Genomic DNA, 20198 nt, shown 5'->3' on the forward strand with positions numbered 1-20198 from the left:
GTTGGCTGGGCGGTACCACGTTGGACAAACATCGGGGTCAATTCACTTGTGTTTCTTTGGTTTCAGTGGTCACAAATGGGGCTTGGCTGTCGGTGGGTAGGTTTAGCGTCGGGGTGTGGTTTTCGAACATGTGAGCGAAGTGATTGCGGGGATGGCCGCTCAGGCGTCCGCGTTGATCGCCGAGTCGTTCGACACCTTGAGCACTGCTGAGCAGTTGGCGTTGACCGCCCAATGGGAGACCTTCACGCGACGCCAAGCGATGGTGGGGCACCGGCTGGTCGCCGGGTTGCAGGGCGCGCCGTTGGCGGAGGTGGGGGAGCACAGTGTGGCCGGCGCGTTGACGGTGTTGTTGCGGATCTCCAAGGCCGAGGCGACCCGGCGGGTGGCTGAAGCGGCGGAGTTGGCGCCGCGGCGGGCGATGACCGGCGAAACCCTGCAACCGGAGTTGGCGCACACGGCCGCCGCGGTAGAGAAAGGGTTGGTGGGGGCCGAGCATGTGCGGGTGATCCGGCGGTTCTTCACCAAGGAAATCCCCGCCTCGACACCGTTTGACGTGCGTGAGGCCGCCGAAGCCCAACTCGCGGAGTTGGCCTGCAAGCACACCCCGGAGGAGTTGCGGGCGGCCGGGCAGCGGTTGGCGGCCTATCTGAACCCCGACGGGGACTTCTCCGATGAACTGCGCGCGGCGCAGCGCTGGCTGCGGTTGGGTCGTCAACGCCTCGACGGGATGAGTGAGCTACGCGCCCAGATCGATCCGGCCACCCGCGCCGCACTCGAAGCGGTGCTGGCGGTCTGGGCGGCCCCCGGGCGCAACAACCCCGACCACCAACCCGACGCGGATCAGCCCGGCGGTGATCAGCCCGATACTGCTGCCGAGCCCTCACCGGAGGCGGTGCGCTGCGATACCCGCTCGACGGGGCAGCGCAACCACGACGCCCTCGGGGCGATGTGTCGGGCCCTGCTGGCCCCCGGCCAGCTCGGCGACCAGAATGGCGTGCCGGCCACGCTGCTGATCACCACCACCCTGCAAGAACTGGAATCGGGCAGCGGGCATGGGGTCACCGGTGGGGGGTCGCTGCTGCCGATGAGTGACGTCATCAAGCAGGCGTCGGCGGCGCATCCGTATCTGGCGGTCTTCGACAAGGCCACCGAGCAGCCGTTGTTTCTGGGGCGGGGGCGCCGGTTGGCGTCCAAGGCGCAGCGGTTGGTGTTGTTCGCCAAATACCGCGGCTGCACCCGCCCCGGCTGCACGGCCCCGGCCTATCAATGCCAGGTCCATCACGCTAACGGCGACTGGGCTGCTGGTGGGCGCACCGACATCACCGACCTCACCCTGGCGTGCGGGCCCGACAACCGCCGCGTCACCCCCGGCGGGTGGCGCACCCGCAACCGCAAAGACGGGCGCACCGAATGGCGGCCCCCACCCCAACTCGACACCGGCCAAGCCCGCACCAACAACTACCACCACCCAAACCGCTACCTCATCGACGACAACACCAACGACAACGGTGACGACGAAGCAGACTGTCCCGACCCTGACGACACCGACGACACCCACGACACCGACGAGGGCACCGGCCCTGCGGGAACCGACGACACCGATGCGGGCCCCGACCCCGACTACCGCAACACCGGCTGACACCGACCGGTGCGCGATCGGCGGCGAACCGGGAGGCACCGAAAGGGGCCGCAGCGATGCTGCGACCCCTGCGGTGCCCACGGTCAGGGTTGTTTGTTGTACCGAATCAGGAAGACAGCGGCGACATAGCCGGCGGCGAGCCCGATCGCGAGCCACAGCACGAGCGGCATCACCAGCGAGACCGGCGACCACCCGATGCTGGAGAACGTCGCCGTGGCGTAGAAGAGCCAGAGCACGCGGTAGAGCGACCACAGCGCGGTCAGCCCCGCGCTGATGGCGATGACCAGGCTGTACGTCCGATCGACGCGGCTGACCTGCGCTTCGAGGGAGGCGGGGACGATGTTCATTGCTTTTCCTTCTCGTCATCACGTTGCCGGGGTGGCTTCGTTGCGCCTGAAGTACAGCCAGCGGCTGGCGCTACCGATCCCAAGAAGCGGGCACTTGATCGGCGGGAGCGCAAGGCCCGTCGTCAGGGCAAGGCCCGTCGATCAGCGCAAGGCCCATCCATCCGATGCTCACCAGCCAGCCTTCGAGACGCCGCAGATGTGACCACCGATACGCTGCCCGTCGACGCCGGGTGAATTGGCGGCAGCAACAGTAGGGATAGTCGAAATGGGCGTGTACGTAGTCACCGGAGCCGCATCCGGCATGGGGCAGCAGGCTGCCACCAAGCTGAAGGCGCAGGGTCACACCGTCATTGCGGTCGACCTCAAAGAAGGCGACGTCGTCGCCGATCTATCGACGCCCGACGGCCGCCGGGCCGCGGCTGACCAGGTGCTGTCCACGGCGGACCGACTCGACGGCGCCGTGTTGGCCGCCGGTATCGGTCCGACACCCGGTAAGGACAGCACGCGGAGAATCTTCGAGGTCAACTATCGCGGTGTGGTCGACCTGCTCCAAGCATGGCAACCGGCCTTCGCCGCCGCGGATCGGGCCAAAGTCGTGGTGATCGGCAGCAATTCGACGACCACCACGCCGGCCGTACCGCGACGCACGGTGCGGGCGCTGCTGGCGAACGATACCGACAAGGCGGCCCGCTCCCTGAAACTGCTCGGCCCCGTCGCGCCGTCGCTCGGCTATGCCGCCTCGAAAATCGCCGTCTCACACTGGGTTCGCCGTACCGCCGTGACGCCGGAGTGGGCCGGAGCGGGGATCCGCCTCAACGCGCTGGCCCCGGGTGCCATCATGACCCCACTGCTGGAGAAGCAACTGGCGACACCACGCGAAGCCAAAGCGGTCAACGCCTTCCCGGTACCCATCGGCGGCTTCGGCGATCCCTCTCACCTCGCCGACTGGATGCTGTTCATGTTGTCGGACTCCGCCGACTTCCTCTGTGGCAGCATCGTTTTCGTCGACGGTGGATCCGATGCCTACTTCCGCGCACGAGACTGGCCCAAGAGCGTGCCCGCTCGCCGGCTGCCGACGTACCTGTGGCGGTTCGCGAGGTTCAAGGCCGCCAGATAGAAATCAGAACTTGGCGACAGCCCCCGCATCGACCGGCAGCGCCGCTCCGGTGATGTACTGCGATTCGTCGGAGGCCAGGAACAACACCGCGTTGCTCACGGCACGCGCCTCGATCACCGGCTTCGGCAGCATGTGAAAGTGGCCGATCACCTGCGTGGCATCTTCCATCGTCGGATCGGTGAGATCGGGCCGCACCGTGCGACGGAAGTGGTCGTTGTCGATCATCGGCGTCAGGATGTTGCCGGGATGGATCGAGTTGACCCTGATCCACTGTGGCGCAAGCTCGTTGGCCAGCGAGTTCATCAAGCCGACGACGGCATGCTTGGCCGACGCGTAGTGGGCCATGTAGCCACCGCCGCGCAGCCCCAGCATCGAGCTGACCAAGATGATCGATCCGCCGCCATTGGTCATATGCGGCAGGGCGGCCTTCACGGTGTGCCACACCCCGGTCACGTTGATGTCGAGCATTGTCTGCCAAGCGGATTCCGCGATCATCGCGGCCGGCGCGGGATCGGCGCTGATACCCGCATTCGCCACCACGATGTCGACCGGGCCGAGATCGCCGACTCCGCGGTCCAGGACGGTGCGGAGGGCCGCGAGATCGCGCACATCGGCCTTCTCGATCACGATGCGGCGACCCGACTTCTCGACCAGCGCCGCGGTGTCGGCGAGGTCCGCTTCAGTGGGGCCGGGATATCCGGCCGCGTCGATGTCATCGCACACGTCGACGGCGATGATGTCGGCTCCCTCCTCCGCCAGCCGGACCGCGTGCTCGCGGCCCTGACCGCGGGCGGCGCCGGTGATGAAGGCGACCTTGCCGGCCACCCGACCGACCCTGTTCTCTGCCATTGCTGTACTCCTCGGAGATTCGGCTCGCGTGGTCACGGTTGTTCGGTGTGCCGGATGACGAAATCGACGACCGCCTCGGCGAAGAGGTCGTTGCGGTCGCCGGCGACCATATGCCCGGCGCCGCCGACATCGACGAACTCGATCTCCGGAAAGCGGCCGATGAACTCCTGGGCACGGTCCTCGGTGACGAGGTCGCTCATCTGTCCCCGCACGAGAAGTACCGGCACGCCGTCGCGCAGAATCGACGCCACCGCGGCGTTCATCCGGTCGACCTCGGTCACTTCGATCGGTGGGGACGCGGCCGTTCCGTCGATGAACTTCGGATCCCAGTGCCAGTACCAGCGTCCATCGCGCTGACGAAGATTCGTCCGCAGCCCGTCGAGATCCTTCGGCCTGGGCCGGTGGGGGTTGTACTCGGCGATCATGTCGGCGACCTCGTCGAGCGACTCGAACCCCGACTCCATCCGATCGGCCATGAAATCGTGGATGCGTGAGGCCCCGGACGGGTTCATGTCCGGCACGATGTCGACCAGCACGACCGCGCGGACCGTGCCCTGCGCGAGTTCACCGGCGAGAATCATCGTCGTGATGCCGCCAAGCGACGCCCCCACCAGTACGGGTTTCGGCGGCAGTTCCGCGAGCACCTTGAGAACGTCGTCGGCGAAGCTGACGACGCGGTAGTCGCCGTCGGCGGACCAGTCCGACTCGCCGTGGCCTCGCAAATCCACGGTGACGGCCTGCCATCCGCGCTCGGCGACGGCGGCGGCGGCCCGGCCCCAGGAGCGCCGCGTCTGTCCGCCGCCGTGCAGAAACACCACTGCCGGCGCTGTCGGATCGCCAAGCCGGTCGGCGACGATCGTCAGCCCGTCGCTGCCCGACACACGAAAGACGTTCGGAGAAGTGGTCATCGGCATGCTCCGGCGATGACGGTTCGAGTGATCGCCTCGGCCCGGCTCCTGGAAAATGATCGTCCCTCGGTGAGGATCGCGTGCACGATGCCGCCGACGATGGCGTCGGCCGCCGCGTGCGACGTCGCGTCATCGAGGCCGTCGGCCGTGAACCGCGCCTTGACGCCCTCGTGCAGCGGAACGCTGAAGCCCGCCTGCATTCGCGCCTTGACGTCGTCGTGCTCGATCCCTGCGACGGTCAGGATGCGCAACATGGCGTTGCCCCGTTCGCCCGTGAGCGTCGCGGCAAGGCTGACGGACCAACTGCTCAGGTCGGCCACGAGGTCATCGGTGTGGGCGACGGGCTTGAGGATTCTGTCCGCATCTTCGAGCAGCACATCGGCGACCAGGGCCGGACGGCTCGGCCACCACCTGTAGATCGTCTGCTTGCCGACACCGGCGCGCGCCGCGACGGCCTCGATGCTCAGCCCGTCGAAGCCCCGCTGCAGCAGCAGTTCTTTGGTGGCTGAGATGATCGCCGTCCTGGACCGCTCGTTGCGGCGGCGGGGCGCCTTCGCCTCGGTGACCATCGATTGACTCCGCTCCTGACGGGGGTCGGCTTTACAGATGGTGACAGCACTGCCTAATCTTTGGCAAGACGAGACGTTGCGTCTCGTGTGAGCGGAGAGGGACGAGATTGGCCGACCACCGGTGACGCCCACCAAGCTCGTCGTCGGCGCCAGCGGCTTCCTGGGGTCGCATGTCACCAAACAACTGGTCGCCCGCGGCGATGACGTGCGGGTGCTGATCCGCCGGACCAGTTCCACCCGCGGCATCGAAGGCTTGCCCGTCGACATCCGGCGCGGGGACATCTTCGATCCGGACAGCGTGCGCTCGGCGATGCTCGGATGTGACGAGGTGTACTACTGCATCGTCGACGCCCGTCCGTGGCTACTCGACCCGGCGCCGATGTGGCGCACCAATGTCGACGGTCTGAAGGCGGTGCTCGACGTCGCGGTCAAGGTTGAGTTGCACCGCTTCGTGTTCACCAGTTCGATCGCCACGATCGGTCGGTCCACCGACGGCCGGGCCGATGAAACCACCGCCCACAACTGGCTCGACGTCGGCGGCGCCTACGTTCGCAGTCGCGTGGAGGCCGAGCGAATGGTGCTGCGATACAGCGTCGAAAAGGGTCTACCCGCCGTCGCGATGTGCGTCTCGAACACGTACGGGCCGGGGGACTGGCTGCCGACGCCGCACGGTGGACTGCTCTCGGCTGCCGTGCGCGGCAAGATGCCCTTCTACATCGACGGTTTCGAGAGCGAGACCGTCGGCATCGAGGACGCCGCGCGCGCCTTGCTCCTCGCGGGCCGCTCCGGCGGGATCGGCGAGCGCTATATCGTCTCCGAGCGGTGGATGAGCGCACGCGAGATCTTCGAAGCCGGTTGTGAGGCTGTCGGAGTCGCGCCTCCGCGGCGTCGCATCCCGATCTCGGTGATGGCCGCCGCGAGCTACCCCAGCAGCTGGGTCGCCCGGCTCCGCGGCCACGACACCATGCTGACTCCGCTGAACATCCGGCTGATGCACATCATGACCCCGATGGACCATTCGAAAGCGGTCCGCGAGCTGGGCTGGCAGCCGTCGCCCACCCCGGACGCGATCGCCGCGGCCGCCCACTTCTTCCGAACCTCACGCCGCAGGGAGTCTGTATGAGCCTGGCCCTCACCCCGGAGCAACGGGAGCTCAGCGACTCCGTGGCGCAGTTCGCGGCGCGGCGCGCCCCGGTGGCCGCCACCCGCGAATCCTTCGACCTGCTCGCCGCGGGGCACCTGCCGGCGTGGTGGGAGGAGTTCGCCGCCAATGGCTTTCACGCCGTACACCTGCCGGAGGACTACGGCGGACAGGGCGGCACCCTTCTCGACGCCGCCTGCGTGCTCCAAGCGGCAGGCAAGGCGTCGCTGTCGGGTCCGTTGCTGCCGACGGTGGCCACCGGTGCGGTCGCGCTGCTGGTCGAGTCGACGAAATCAGCCGAAGCGCTGCTGACCCGCCTTGCCGAGGGGCAGGCGGCCACGCTCGCGCTGCCGACCACCTCGGCGTTCACCGCCCGCGACGACGGCGAGCGGTGGCTGATCGAGGGTGACTCCGACCTGCTCTCGGGGATTTGCACGGCGACAACAGTTTTGATCTGTGCAGCCACCGAGGACGGAAGCGAGGTCTGGGCCGTCGTCGATACGACGCAGTCCTCGGCGGTCGTCGAGACCGTCGGGGGGACGGACCTGCTGACGGACCTCGGCAGGCTGCGGCTCGACGGCTATCCCATCGCCAAGGCCGACGTGCTCACTGGTATCGACGCGGACCGTGCCGAATACCTCAATACCGCGCTGACCGCGAGCATGGCCGCCGGAATCACACGGTGGTGTGTGGAAGCCGCCACCGCGCATCTGCGCACTCGCGAACAGTTCGGCAAGCTCATCGGCACGTTTCAAGCGTTACAGCACAGCGCCGCAATGCTTCTGGTCAACAGCGAGCTTGCCAGCGCCGCCGCGTGGGATGCGGTGCGCGCGGCATCCGAACCGATCGACCAGCAGGCGATCGCCACTGCCGGCGCCGCGCTGATGGCCGTCCTGCCGTGCCCAGACCTCGCGCTGGACACGCTGACCATGTTCGGGGCCATCGGTTTCACGTGGGAACACGACCTGCACCTGTACTGGCGGCGTGCCACCAGCCTCGCCGCGTCGATCGGTGACAAGAATCGCTGGGCTAGGCGGCTCGGCGAGCTGACCACCGTGGCCGAGCGCGACCTCTCCGTCGACCTCGGTGACGCGGAAGCCGACTTCCGCGCCCGCGTCGCCGAAACGCTCGACAACGCGGCGGCGCTACGCAACGACGGTCAGGGGCGCCAAGGCGACTACGAGCATTTCGCCACTGGCCCGCAGCGCACGGCGATCGCCGAAGCGGGGCTGATCGCTCCCCACTGGCCACCGCCCTGGGGCATCGAGGCCAGCCCGCTGCAGCAACTGATCATCGACGAGGAGTTCAACAAGCGCCCAACGCTGACGCGACCGTCGCTGGGGATCGCCGAGTGGATCCTGCCGTCACTGATCAAGGCCGGGTCAAAAGACTTGCAGCAACGGCTGATCCCGCCCACCCAACGCGGTGAGCTCGCGTGGTGTCAGCTGTTCAGCGAGCCGGGGGCGGGTTCCGACCTCGCCGCGCTGGCCACTCGGGCGACCAAGGTCGACGGCGGATGGCGCATCCACGGACACAAGATCTGGACCTCGTCGGCCCACCGGGCAGATTACGGCGCGTTATTGGCGCGAACGGATCCGATGGCGCCGAAACACCGCGGTATCGGCTACTTCATCGTCGACATGCGCTCGCCCGGGATCGAGGTGCAGCCGATCAAACAGGCCAGCGGGGAACAGGAGTTCAACGAGGTCTTCCTCGACGACGTCTTCGTCCCCGACGAGATGCTGCTCGGCGAACCGACCGGCGGGTGGGCCCTGGCCATCGCCACCATGGCCGAAGAGCGTTCGGCGATCAGCGGTTACGTGCAGTACGACCGGTCCGCACCACTGCGCCGGGCCACCGCCCCATCCAACCGCCACGATACCCTGCGCGAACTCGGCGAACTCGACGCATACGCCAACGCGATCAAGGCGCTCGGAGTGCGCGAGACCATCCGTCTGCTCGACGGCCAGGGTTCGGGCCCGGCGTCGAGCATCGCGAAGGTCGCGATGAACGTGCTGCTGCGACGCACCTTCCCGGCGACTCTCGGCTCCGCGGGCAGGTCGGCGATGGCCGCCGACTCCGACGTCGTGCAGCCGTACCTGCGGGTGCCGGCCGAACTGATCGGCGGAGGTACCAAGGAGATTCAGCTCAACATCATCGCCCAGATGATCCTCGGGCTTCCGCGCAAGTAACGAATCGAGAAGGACACGCATGGGGCTACGTGGTGAAGCCGCGATCGTCGGCTACGTCGAACTCCCGCCCGAGCGGATGAACAAGGCCACCTCGGCGCCGTTCACGCTCGAACAGTGGGCCGAGCTGGGAGCGGCGGCGCTCGAGGACGCCGGGCTCTCCGGCGAGCTCGTCAACGGCATCGTCACCTCGCATCTGGCCGAGTCGGAGATCTTCGTGCCGTCGACGATCGCCGAATACCTGGGTGTGAGGGCCAATTTCGCCGAGCTGGTCGACTTGGGCGGCGCGAGCGCGGCGGCGATGGTGTGGCGGGCCGCGGCGGCGATCGAACTGGGGATCTGCGACGTCGTGCTGTGCGCCCTGCCCGCGCGCTACATCACGCCGATGTCGGAGAAGAAGCCGAAACCATTGGTGGACGCGGTGTTCTTCGGCTCGTCGAGCAATCAGTACGGGTCTCCGCAGGCGGAGTTCGAGATTCCCTACGGAAACCTCGGCCAGAACGCGCCCTACGGCCAGGTCGCCACCCGCTACGGCGCGGTCTACGGTTACGACGAGCGGGCGATGGCTAAGATCGTTGTCGACCAGAGGTTCAACGCCAATCACACGGAAGGCGCGATCTGGAAGGGCAAACCGCTCACCGTCGACGACGTGATGGCCAGCCCCGTCATCGCGGACCCGTTGCACATGCTCGAGATTGTGATGCCGTGCGTCGGCGGCGCCGCGGTCGTCATCGCGAGTGCGGACGTCGCCAAGCGGGCACGCAACAGGCCGGTATGGATCAGGGGGTTCGGCGAACACGTCCCGTTCAAGACCCCCACCTACGCAGCCGACCTGCTGCACACGCCGATGGCGGAGGCGGCCGAAACCGCCTTCGGCATGACCGATCTCACGCGTGCCGACATGGACATGGTCTCCATATACGACTGCTACACGATCACCGTGCTGCTCTCGCTGGAGGATGCGGGCTTCTGCGAGAAGGGGAAGGGCATGCAGTTCGTCGCCGACCACGACCTGACGTTCCGCGGCGACTTCCCGCTCAACACCGCAGGCGGTCAACTGGGATTCGGCCAGGCCGGCCTCGCGGGCGGGATGCACCACGTGTGCGATGCCGCCCGCCAGATCATGGGTCGCGCCGAAGCGGCCCAGGTGGGCGACTGTAATCGTGCGTTCGTGTCCGGTAACGGCGGGATCCTGTCCGAACAGACCGCCCTGATCCTCGAGGGAGACTGACCATGACGACCTTCGAGCGGCCGATGCCGGTCAAAACGCCGACAACCGCGCCGTTTTGGGACGCGCTGGCCCAACACCGCATCGTGATCCAGTACTCGCCGTCATCGGATACCTACGTGTTCTATCCGCGGGTGCGGGCACCGCGGACCCTTGCCGATGATCTCGAGTGGCGCGAGATCTCGGGGATGGGGACGCTGTACTCGTACACGGTGGCGCGCCGACCCGTCGGGCCGCACTTCGCCGACGCCGTGCCCCAACTGCTCGCGATTGTCGAATGGGATGAGGGCCCGCGGTTCTCCACCGAACTGGTCGACGTCGACCCCGACGAACTGAAAGTCGGAATGCGGGTCAAGCCCGTGTTCTTCGACTACCCCGAGCACGATGTGACGATGCTGCGCTACGCACCCGCGTAGCCACTCACCGCCGCAGCGGCGCAAGCAGCGCTTCCAACCCGTAGGCGAACACCGCGTCGTAGTCGGTCGGCGACTGCAGCGCCTCGACGAGGGCCCGGTCGGGCCAATCGTCGGTCCACAGCGACGGGTCCTCCTCGTCGTGCTTCTCACCGCGCACGGCCGAGAACTGCATGACCGCAGAGGAAATGACGTGTACCTCGACCGCGCGCAGCACCAGCGCGGCGTCGTGGCCCGTCACGCCCAGTTCGGCCAGTTGCGCCGCCAGGGCCCGTTGAACCGGCAGGAACAATCGCGGCGTCTGGTCCCGCTCATGCGCGATGGCGAGCAGATGCTGCCTGCTGATCAGCGCCCGGCGTTGCGCGTGGGCAAGCGACGCGATGCGATCCACCGCGTTGTCACCGACGGTCGGCAGATGCGCCATCTCGTCGAGCAACCGGTCCACGAGGCCGTCGAGCAGCTTGTCGCGGCCGCCGATGTGCCAGTAGATCGACGTCACCGCTACACCGAGCTGTTCGGCCAGCCCGCGCATGGTGAAACCGTCGACGCCGTGGAGTTCGATCATCTTGGCGGCGGTGTCGAGGATGACGTCGGCGTTGACCGCCTCTTGGCCTCTAGCGGTCGTTCTGCGCTGTGACGGCACCGGGCTCACCCCCGGTGATGCGGTCGGACTCGGGCAGGTCGAGGTAGCGTTCGAGGTTGCGGTGCATGTTGATGACGCGGCGCTCCTCGTTGGACAGGGTCAGATGCGTGAAGCCCGGCTGATGTAGACCGCGCTGCAACCCTCCCAACACCGAGATATCTTGTGTGAGAACAAGTCCCGGGTGCGCTTCGTCTGCGCTCATCCGCACGTCGACGGGTTTGGTGCGTGGCGCGCCGGGTGCCATCCGGGACCACAGCAGCATCACCAACTCGCCGTGATCTGGGTCGGTCCCCGGGTGTGACGTCATCACCGTGAGGTGGTCGGCGTTCATCAGCAGCGTCATGTTCGGAAACACGTTGTACTGGTGCAGTCGCATGACCTCGTCGGTGCCCGCCCAGTCGAGGTCGACGCCCCTGGAGGCAGCGAACGCGCGGGTGCGGGCTGCGATCACGTCGGCCACCGATGCGCCGGGTTGACGGTCTTCGGGTAGTGGTGTGCCCTCTTCGACGCCCATGAGTGCGCCCTGTGTGCACACGTACGCGTCCCACACCTCGTCGTCGCGCAAGGACTGCTTCAGATGTGGGCTCGGAACTCCGTACACCTGTTCGGATTTGCCGGTATGGCCCCAGATCGTCTGCGGCGCATAGACATCGTCCATGCATCGGTGCAGCTCGGGGTGCAGGGTCTGGATGTGGTACGTCTCGCTGTACCCGTCGGCGATCGTCTTCCAGTTCGCGTCCACCTCGATCGTCATCGTGGCGTAGCAGCGGAAGTCGCCGAGCCCGCACCACTTCACGTCGGCGGGCATCTCCTCCAGGTAGTCCAGCAGTGGCATCGCGTCGACGTCGAGGTTGACGAAGACCAACCGCTCCCAGGTGTCGACGGCCACCGGAACGAGGGGCAGCTCGGACATGTGCAGTGCGCCGAATCCCTTGCGGTTCGGCACTCGCCGCAGCGCTCCGCCGAGGTCCCAGGTCCAGCCGTGGTATCCGCACCGCAATTCACGCAGGCCCGCGCCGGAGCCGGAGCACAGCGAGTTGCCGCGGTGCCTGCACACGTTCTGGAACGCGCGCAGAACACCGTCGTCCCCGCACACGATCAGCACCGAATACGGCCCGCAGCGGTACTCGAAGAAATCGCCGGGCTCGGCGACGTGGTCGACCGTGCAAGCCAGTTGCCACACCTTCGGCCACATGCGTTCGATCTCCAGCTGCGCGAACGCGGGCGAGTAGTACCGCTCGGCGGGCACCAGGGTCGGTCGTGCGGGCGGGACGCCGATCGCGTCTTCGCGCCGGACTTCTTGCGCAGTGTGCGTCACGAACGGTCCTTTCGAAGTCGCCGCCAAGCCGTCTGTAACGGTGTTACAGTGCCCGACATTAGCGGCTGAAACCTGGATGCGGAGGGCTAATCGTGTTCGACCTGAAGATCACCGGGGGAACCGTCGTCGACGGCACAGGGGCGGACCGGTTCACGGCGGACATCGGGATCAAGGACGGCAGGATCGTCGAGGTTCGTCGCCGCGGCCCGGGTGGCACCCCACTGGAGGGTGACGCCGCCGAGACGATCGACGCGACAGGGAAAGTCGTCGCGCCTGGTTTCGTCGACATCCACACCCATTACGACGGGCAGGTCAGCTGGGACAGCAAGCTCGAGCCGTCCAGCGGTCACGGTGTGACGACCGTGGTGACCGGCAACTGCGGGGTGGGGTTCGCGCCGGTACGGCCGGGTCGGGAGGATTGGCTGATCGGTTTGATGGAGGGTGTCGAGGACATCCCCGGCACGGCGCTCACCGAGGGCATCACGTGGGGGTGGGAGAGCTATCCCGAATATCTCGATGCGGTCGAGAAGAAAGAGTTCGCCGTCGACGTCGGCAGTCAGATCGCCCACGGCGCGGTTCGCGCGTATGCGATGGGGGAGCGCGGCGCCCGCAACGAGCCCGCCACGCCGGAGGACATCGCGGCGATGGCACGCCTCGTGCAGGAGGGCATCGAGGCTGGCGCACTGGGCTTTTCGACATCACGCACGCTGGGCCATCGCGCCATCGATGGTGAACCGGTTCCCGGCACCTTCGCCGCCGAGGACGAACTGTTCGGCCTCGGCCGCGCCATGGCCGCGGGCGGGCGGGCCGTGTTCGAGTTGGCGCCCCAAGGCGTCGCCGGCGAGGACATCATCGCGCCGAAGAAGGAACTGGAGTGGATGAAGCGCCTGGCCGCCGAGATCGACCGTCCGATCTCGTTCGGGATGATCCAGGTCGACGCGGCGCCCGATCTCTGGCGCGAACAACTCGACATCTCGGCGGAAGCGCATGCAGCGGGCAGCGAGCTCTACCCGCAGATCGCGGCGCGTCCGTTCGGCATGCTGTTCGGCTTCCCCGGCCACCACGCGTTCACCCACCGCCCTACCTTCCGCAAGCTGAAGGCCGAATGCAGCCGTGAGGAGTTGGCGTCGCGCCTTGCCGACCCGGCGGTCAAGTCGGCGATCCTGGCCGACGACGATCTGCCTGCCGATCCAAATGTGTTGTTCGACGGCATGTTCGCGCTCGTACAGCATTCACTCGGGCGCATCTATGCGTTGGGCGATCCGCCGGACTACGAGCCGACCGTGGAGCGCACCGTCGAGAAGATCGCCAGCGACCGCGGCGAGGATCCGCTCGCCACGCTGTACGACCTGATGCTCGAGGACAATGCGACCGCGATGCTGATGCTGCCGTTCTACAACTACTTTTACGGCAATCACGATGCGATCCGAGAGATGCTGCTGCACCCGGCGGGTGTCGTCGGTCTGTCAGACGGCGGCGCACACTGCGGAATGATCTGTGACGCTTCGTATCCCACGTTCCTGCTCACGCATTGGGCGCGCGACCGTCACCGCGGCGAGAAGCTGCCCCTGGAATACGTCGTCCGCAAGCAGTCGCACGACACCGCGCGCCTGTTCGGGCTGTCCGACCGCGGCGTGATCGAGGTGGGGAAGAAGGCCGACGTCAACGTCATCGACATGGACGCGCTGACATTGCATCCCGCGCGGATGGCCTATGACCTCCCGGCGGGAGGCCAGCGGCTGGTGCAGGGCGCCTCCGGGTACACCGCGACGATCGTCAGCGGCGTGGTGACGCGCCGCGACGGGGTGGACACTGGTGCCCGGCCGGGGCGGCTGGTCCGCGGCGCCCGCTGAGACCGCGCGTCGCGACTACGCGAGACGGCCCCCTCGTTGCCGAGGGGGCCGTCAGCGTCGTACCTGGTTACTTGCTGCTGCCGGAGCCGGAGCCCGAACCCGAGCCGCCGCCCGAACCCGAGCCGGAGCTGCCGGTGCCCGAGGTGCTGCCCGACGCGGTGCCCGACGTGCTGCCGGACGTGCTGCCCGACGTCGTGCTGGCGCTACCGGTGCCGGTCGTGCGGCCCGACGCGGTGCCGGTGGTGCCGCCCGACGTGGTACCGGACGTGCTGCCCGAGCCGCTACCGGTCGTGTTGGAACCGCCAGTCGTGCCGCCCGTGCTGGAGCCGGTGGTGCCGGTGCCGGCGGTGCTACCTGAGCCGGCGCCCCTGCTGGTGCTGATACCGGAGGTGTTGCTGCCCGTGCCGGAGCCGGTGGTGGTGCCGGTGTTGGAGTTGCCGGCAGCCTCGCCCGCGCCGGTTCCTTCGCCCGAGCCCGCGGCTTCGCCTGCGCCTTCACCCGTCCCGGTCTCGGTGCCCTCGCCCGCGCCGGTGTCGGTGCCCTCGGCCGCGCCGGTGCCTTCGCCGAGACCTTCGCCCGCGCCGGCGCCTTCGCCTTCGCCGGTGCCCTCGCCCGCGGTTTCGCCGACACCTTCGCCGACACCTTCGCCGACACCTTCGCCGACGCCTTCTCCGGTGCCTTCGCCGAGACCTTCTCCGGCGCCGAGGCCCTCATCGTCAGCCTTGTCGACCAGGTTGATCGGGACGATGTCACCGCCGAACCTGAATTCCGATGGGCCGGTCGCGCCGAAGCTCGCCAGGGTGGAGTCAGCGGGAGCGGGCGGCTTGATCGCGTTGGCGATCTGGTTGGGCAGCGTGACCGTGAGGTAGGTGACCAGACCACGGTCGAGCAAGCCCTGCCACTCCGAAGTGGTGCCGGCAGGCGTCATTCCGTTGAGCAGAGCGTTCAACGCCTTCGCCGGCAGGTTCACCAGGTGGACGATCGCATCGCCGATGTTCCCGTCGACCAGCGCTTGACGGGCCCCGTCAAGCACCTCCATGGACTGCAGGATCCCACCGAGGAACGGCTCGAAAATGGCCTTGGTGACCGCGAACTCGGACACCACGTCGAGCAGTTTCGGCAAGGCGTATGTGCCCGGGAGGGCGTCGACGAACTGAGCCGGGATGGACAGGATCGGAATCAGCGGCTGAACTCCGCCGAGCACCCGGAGCACGAACCAGCCGTTGATCTTGGAGAACGCCTCGACGAACTGCCCCTGCGACAGGTAGGTCAGCGACTCGATGACCGCGGTCGGGAACTGCTCCACCGCCAACTGCAGCCTCTCGAAGGTGCCCGAGATCGCGGTGGTGATCGTGGGGCCGTACTTCGAACTGAAGTTCATGAACTCGTTGAGCAGGGGACCCGGGTTGAGGATGTTCTGAACCAGGGCGCTCACGGCCTCCTGGAAGATGTAACCGGTGCCCAGCGCGTCCGCGAGATTCAGCGTCGCTGTCGTGGAGTTCCGGGTCAGCTGGTCCAGGCTGCCGAATGTGTCGGCGATGGTCTGGCCCCACACGAGGAGCGGATTGGTGGCCGCCGTGAGCTGGACCGCGGCCTGCGCCGCACGCTCCTGAACGTCCTGGATGTTCGGCATCGGTGGGGTCACCGGGCTGATCGCGATCACGCCGGCACCCGCCATCGCAACGCCAGCAACCAACAGCTTCGAGCTGCGGCGCGTCGATGGTGAGTAGCTGGGTGAGAGACCGTAAACCGGCGGATCAGCCTGAGCTGCTAGTTGCACGTTTTCTCCTGTTGTGCCTGTGAATTTGCCAAATGGCACTCGGAGATTAGCTGAGCCTATCCTTACAAGCAAGCGTTCTGATGCTTGACATAGGGCGCGTTACGGAGGCTGAGCCATCAAGGGGCTGACCCTGAACATAAGTTCGTATATCGCAGATGGAGCGCGGTGCTTGCAAGATCAAGTTGCGAACTGACCGAAATTTACCCGAGAGTCACCGAATATCGGGGGCTACGTCCTCTGCGTGAGAGTGACCTGCGCCACGCGGCCCAGATGCATCTGCGGAGGCGTGCCTTCAAACGTTGCTGCGACAATGACAGTCGCTTGCGGTCACCGCCGAGCAGCCAAAAGTAACGATTTAGCCGGCACCCAACTCGGTCACGCGCGTACCGGCGTCGGGCAAAGAGACGAGTGCCGGGGTCGGCTCTGGAGCCGTTGGGCACGAAGTCCGCCACCTCGTGCCAGGTGACTGTCGCATCGCCCAGACGCCCGACTGCGGGCCCGGTCAACGATTGACAGCAGATAGTTCGACCGGCTAGATATACGACACGCACGGTAACGGGGTCGTCTGGCCCGGTCGGCCGGCGATCCACGCCACCGAGGGGTCATGGCATGACCAACATCCAGCCAGGACGCACCGCGCCCGACGCGCCGGTCGCCGGGCGGTCGCGCATTGCACACGCGATTCGGGTGCTCTCGGTGCCGATCATCATCGGTTGGATCGTGCTGACCGCGGTGACGAACGTGTTCGTCCCGTCGCTGGAGAAGGTCGGCGAGGCGAACACCGTCTCGATGAACGCCCATGACGCTCCGGCCTTCATCGCGATGCAGCGCGTCGGCGCGAACTTCAAGGAGTTCGACTCCGACAGCAACGCGATGGTGATCCTAGAGGGTGACAAGCCGCTGGGCGCCGACGCGCACCATTACTACGACGAACTGATCAAGCGATTCCGCGCCGACCCCGACCACATCGAGCACGTCGCCGACTTCTGGAGCGATCCGCTGACCGCGGCCGGGGCGCAGAGCGCCGACGGCAAGTCCGCATACGTCCAGATCTATCTGCGCGGCAACATCGGCGAGACGATCGCCAACGAGTCGATCCAGGCGGTGCGCGACATCATCGCGGAAACGCCCGCGCCGCAGGGCGTCAAGGCCTACGTGACCGGTGGGGCTGCGCTGAATGCCGACCAGCGCGTCGCCGGTGACAAGGGGGCCGCGAAGGCGACCATCGCCACGCTGATCGTCATCGCGGTGATGCTGCTGTTCGTCTACCGCTCGATCGCCACGATGGTGCTGATCCTGTTGATGGTGTTCGTCGAGCTCGGCGCCTCCCGCGGCATCGTCGCGTTTCTCGGCGACGCCGGGTTCATCGGGCTCTCGACCTTCGCCACCAGTCTGCTCACCCTGATCGCGATCGCGGCGGGCACCGACTACGCGATCTTTCTCATCGGGCGGTACCAAGAGGCGCGGCAACTCGGTGAGGACAAGGAAACCGCGTACTACACGATGTTCCACGGCACCGCCCACGTGGTGCTGGGCTCGGGGCTCACCATCGCCGGTGCGCTGCTGTGCTTGAAGTTCACCCGCTTGCCGTGGTTCCAGACCATGGCGGTGCCCTGCGCGGTGGGCATTCTCGTCGCCGTGATCGCCGCACTGACGCTGGGGCCCGCGGTCACTGTCGTCGGCGGCCGCTTCGGACTGTTCGAGCCGAAGCGCCCCATCAACTCCCGCGGTTGGCGGCGGGTGGGTGTCGTGGTGGTGCGGTGGCCCGGACCGGTTCTCGTGGCCACGTGCGCCCTTTCGCTGGTCGGCCTGCTGGCGCTCAACGGGTACAAGGTCGACTACGACGGTCGGCACTTCCTGCCGGCCGACACCCCGGCGAACATCGGATACGACGTCGCCGACCGGCATTTCGACGCCGCCCGGATGAATCCCGAACTGCTGATGGTCGAAAGCGACCACGATCTGCGCAACTCGGCCGACTTCTTGGTGATCGACAAGATCGCCAAGGGCATCTTCCATGCACCGGGCATCGCGCGGGTGCAGACCATCACCCGGCCGCAGGGTAAGCCGATCGAGCACACGACGATTCCGTTCCTGCTCAGCATGCAGGGCACCACGAACCAGCTGAACCAGAAGTACCAGCAGGACCGGATGGCCGACATGCTGGTCCAGGCCGACGAGATGCAGACGACCATCGACCAGATGGAAAAGATGGCCAGCCTGATGCAGCAGATGGCCGACACCACCCACAGCATGGTCCAGAAGACCAAGAACATGACGGTCGACATCGCCGAAATCCGGGACCACATCTCCGATTTCGATGACTTCTTCCGTCCCGTCCGGAGTTACTTCTACTGGGAACCGCACTGCTTCAACATCCCGGTCTGCTGGTCGCTGCGCTCGATCTTCGACACCCTCGACGGGATCGACACGCTGACCGATGACATCCAGCACCTGGTACCGGACCTCGAACACCTCGACAGCCTGATGCCGCAATTGATCCTGCTGCTGCCTCAGCAGATCGAGACCATGAAGACGATGAAGACGATGATGCTGACTATGCACTCCTCGCAGAAGGGGTTGCAGGATCAGATGGCCGCGATGCAGGAGAACTCGCACGCGATGGGGGACGCGTTCGACGAGTCGATGAACGACGACTCGTTCTACCTGCCGCCAGAGGCGTTCGACAACAAAGACTTTCAGCGCGGCATGGACAACTTCATCTCACCCGATGGCAAGTCGGTGCGCTTCATCATCGAGCATGAGGGTGACCCGGCCACTCCCGAGGGCATCGACCACATCGACGCGATCAAGCTCGCGGCCAAGGAGGCCATCAAAGGAACTCCGCTGGAGGGCTCCACGATCTACCTCGGCGGGACCGCCGCGACCTACAAAGACATGCGCGACGGATCCAACTACGACCTCTTGATCGCCGGAATGTCCGCAGCGGCTTTGATTTTCATCATCATGCTGATCATCACCCGGGCCGTGGTGGCGGCCGCGGTGATCGTCGGAACGGTGCTGCTGTCGCTGGGCACGTCGTTCGGCCTGTCCGTGCTGGTGTGGCAGCACCTGCTGGGCATCCGCCTGCACTGGATCGTGCTGGTGATGTCGGTGATCCTGCTGTTGGCCGTCGGCTCGGACTACAACCTGCTACTGGTGTCCCGGTTCAAAGAGGAATTGCACCACGGTTTCAAGGTCGCCATCATCCGGGCGATGGCCGGTTCGGGCAAGGTGGTCACGTCGGCGGGACTGGTGTTCGCCGCGACGATGGCCTCGTTCGTGGTCGGCGATCTGCGCAGCATCGCCCAGGTCGGCAGCACGATCGCGCTGGGCCTGTTGTTCGACACCCTCGTCGTGCGGGCGTTCATGACACCGTCCATCGCGGCGCTGCTCGGCCGGTGGTTCTGGTGGCCGCAGCGGGTGCCCACGCCCGCGTCGAGGCGCAGGATGGCCGCGGTGTTCCCCGAGCGGGCGGCCGCCACGACCGACCCCGCCGAATGAGGCGCGACCGGTCGGTGCCGAGCTTCTAGAACGGACTCTAACCAACGTCTGCAGTGCGATGATGGGCAGATGGGGAACCCGGACCTGGCGGACAGCCCACTGCCGTCGGCCTCGGCCTGGGCGATCGCGGACCGCAATGTCGGAACCTTCCGGTTCTGGTTCGTGGGACAACGCTGGGAATGGTCCGACGAGGTGGCCCGGATGCACGGGTACGAACCCGGCACCGTGGTCCCGACGACCGAGTTGCTGCTGTCGCACAAGCATCCCGATGACCGTCAGCACGTGCAGGACCTACTGGACCACGCCCTGCACCTAGGAGGCTCGTTCTCCAGCCGGCACCGGTTCATCGACACGGCGGGCAAGGTGCACACCGTCATCGTGATCGGCGACCGGATGCTCGACGACACCGGTGCCGTCGTCGGCACCGAGGGCTACTACATCGACCTGACCGACACGTTCGCCCAGACCCGCCGGCAGGCGTTGAGTGACTCGCTGCCGGAGCTGTTCGAGGCCCGTGCAGCGATCGAGCAGGCCAAGGGCGCGCTGATGCTCGTCTACCGGATCGACGCCGACGCGGCGTTCGAGTTGCTGATGTGGCGCTCCCAGCACACCAACACCAAACTGCGCGCCCTCGCCTCCCAGATCGTCGCCGAGTTGAACTCGATCGATCCGCAGCGCGACGATCTGCGCAGGCAGTTCG

16 protein-coding genes are annotated in these 20198 nt (G+C 66.7%); 9 read left to right on the plus strand and 7 right to left on the minus strand.

The window, feature by feature from the left end; all coding sequences use genetic code 11:
• Positions 1-115 precede the first annotated feature (115 nt).
• Positions 116-1639, plus strand: a complete 1524-nt coding sequence (locus A5698_RS17460) for an HNH endonuclease signature motif containing protein (protein ID WP_231967438.1) — start codon at positions 116-118, stop codon at positions 1637-1639.
• Positions 1640-1722: 83 nt separating this feature from the next.
• On the opposite strand, the gene A5698_RS17465 is transcribed toward A5698_RS17460, so the two are convergent.
• Positions 1723-1986: a hypothetical protein gene (locus A5698_RS17465; protein ID WP_068299466.1), complete on the minus strand. Its 264-nt coding sequence runs from the start codon at positions 1984-1986 to the stop codon at positions 1723-1725.
• A gap of 265 nt (positions 1987-2251) precedes the next feature.
• Here A5698_RS17465 and A5698_RS17470 point away from each other — a divergent pair, with 265 nt between their 5' ends.
• The gene (locus A5698_RS17470; protein WP_068299468.1) at positions 2252-3103 is read left to right on the plus strand and encodes an SDR family oxidoreductase; all 852 of its coding nucleotides are present in this window, start codon (positions 2252-2254) and stop codon (positions 3101-3103) included.
• Between the two features lie 3 nt (positions 3104-3106).
• On the opposite strand, the gene A5698_RS17475 is transcribed toward A5698_RS17470, so the two are convergent.
• The 3 genes from A5698_RS17475 to A5698_RS17485 are packed head-to-tail and all read right to left on the minus strand — an operon-like array spanning position 3107 to position 5429.
• Positions 3107-3952, minus strand: a complete 846-nt coding sequence (locus A5698_RS17475) for a mycofactocin-coupled SDR family oxidoreductase (RefSeq protein ID WP_067085996.1) — start codon at positions 3950-3952, stop codon at positions 3107-3109.
• Between the two features lie 32 nt (positions 3953-3984).
• Complete coding sequence (locus A5698_RS17480) at positions 3985-4860, minus strand: alpha/beta fold hydrolase (RefSeq protein ID WP_068299511.1); 876 nt, start codon at positions 4858-4860, stop codon at positions 3985-3987.
• Positions 4857-5429 carry a TetR/AcrR family transcriptional regulator gene (locus tag A5698_RS17485; protein ID WP_068299471.1) on the minus strand — a complete coding sequence of 191 codons (573 nt, stop codon included), beginning with the start codon at positions 5427-5429 and terminating at the stop codon, positions 4857-4859. Before A5698_RS17485 ends, A5698_RS17480 begins: the two co-directional genes overlap by 4 nt.
• 121 nt (positions 5430-5550) lie before the next feature.
• Here A5698_RS17485 and A5698_RS17490 point away from each other — a divergent pair, with 121 nt between their 5' ends.
• Genes A5698_RS17490 through A5698_RS17505 form a run of 4 tightly spaced genes read left to right on the plus strand, consistent with a single transcriptional unit; the run spans position 5551 to position 10403 of the window.
• A complete protein-coding gene (locus A5698_RS17490) occupies positions 5551-6552 on the plus strand; it encodes an NAD-dependent epimerase/dehydratase family protein (RefSeq protein ID WP_068299477.1) in 1002 nt (333 codons plus the stop codon).
• On the plus strand, positions 6549-8762 hold the full coding sequence (locus A5698_RS17495; protein WP_068299479.1) for an acyl-CoA dehydrogenase family protein: 2214 nt from the start codon (positions 6549-6551) through the stop codon (positions 8760-8762). Before A5698_RS17490 ends, A5698_RS17495 begins: the two co-directional genes overlap by 4 nt.
• Positions 8763-8781: 19 nt before the next feature.
• Positions 8782-9990, plus strand: a complete 1209-nt coding sequence (locus A5698_RS17500; RefSeq protein WP_068299481.1) for a thiolase family protein — start codon at positions 8782-8784, stop codon at positions 9988-9990.
• A gap of 2 nt (positions 9991-9992) precedes the next feature.
• A complete protein-coding gene (locus tag A5698_RS17505; protein WP_068299483.1) occupies positions 9993-10403 on the plus strand; it encodes a Zn-ribbon domain-containing OB-fold protein in 411 nt (136 codons plus the stop codon).
• A gap of 4 nt (positions 10404-10407) precedes the next feature.
• On the opposite strand, the gene A5698_RS17510 is transcribed toward A5698_RS17505, so the two are convergent.
• Entirely contained in the window at positions 10408-11043 is a 636-nt protein-coding gene (locus A5698_RS17510; RefSeq protein ID WP_067086060.1) for a TetR family transcriptional regulator, read from the minus strand.
• Positions 11015-12361 carry an aromatic ring-hydroxylating oxygenase subunit alpha gene (locus tag A5698_RS17515; RefSeq protein WP_156670795.1) on the minus strand — a complete coding sequence of 449 codons (1347 nt, stop codon included), beginning with the start codon at positions 12359-12361 and terminating at the stop codon, positions 11015-11017. The genes A5698_RS17510 and A5698_RS17515 overlap by 29 nt, the downstream gene beginning before the upstream one ends.
• A 92-nt stretch (positions 12362-12453) precedes the next feature.
• On the opposite strand from A5698_RS17515, the gene A5698_RS17520 reads away from it, so the two are divergent.
• A complete protein-coding gene (locus A5698_RS17520) occupies positions 12454-14214 on the plus strand; it encodes an N-acyl-D-amino-acid deacylase family protein (RefSeq protein ID WP_068299489.1) in 1761 nt (586 codons plus the stop codon).
• Positions 14215-14281: 67 nt separating this feature from the next.
• Here the strand turns inward: A5698_RS17520 and A5698_RS17525 are convergent, their stop codons facing one another.
• Positions 14282-15994, minus strand: a complete 1713-nt coding sequence (locus A5698_RS17525) for a hypothetical protein (protein WP_156670796.1) — start codon at positions 15992-15994, stop codon at positions 14282-14284.
• Between the two features lie 609 nt (positions 15995-16603).
• On the opposite strand from A5698_RS17525, the gene A5698_RS17530 reads away from it, so the two are divergent.
• The gene (locus A5698_RS17530) at positions 16604-19498 is read left to right on the plus strand and encodes an MMPL/RND family transporter (protein WP_068299495.1); all 2895 of its coding nucleotides are present in this window, start codon (positions 16604-16606) and stop codon (positions 19496-19498) included.
• A 69-nt stretch (positions 19499-19567) separates the two neighbouring features.
• On the plus strand, positions 19568-20198 hold a 631-nt coding region (locus A5698_RS17535), incomplete at its 3' end, for a PAS and ANTAR domain-containing protein (protein WP_084792496.1).

The organism is Mycobacterium sp. E136, from assembly GCF_001666865.1.
In the GTDB taxonomy this organism is placed as follows: Bacteria; Actinomycetota; Actinomycetes; order Mycobacteriales; family Mycobacteriaceae; genus Mycobacterium.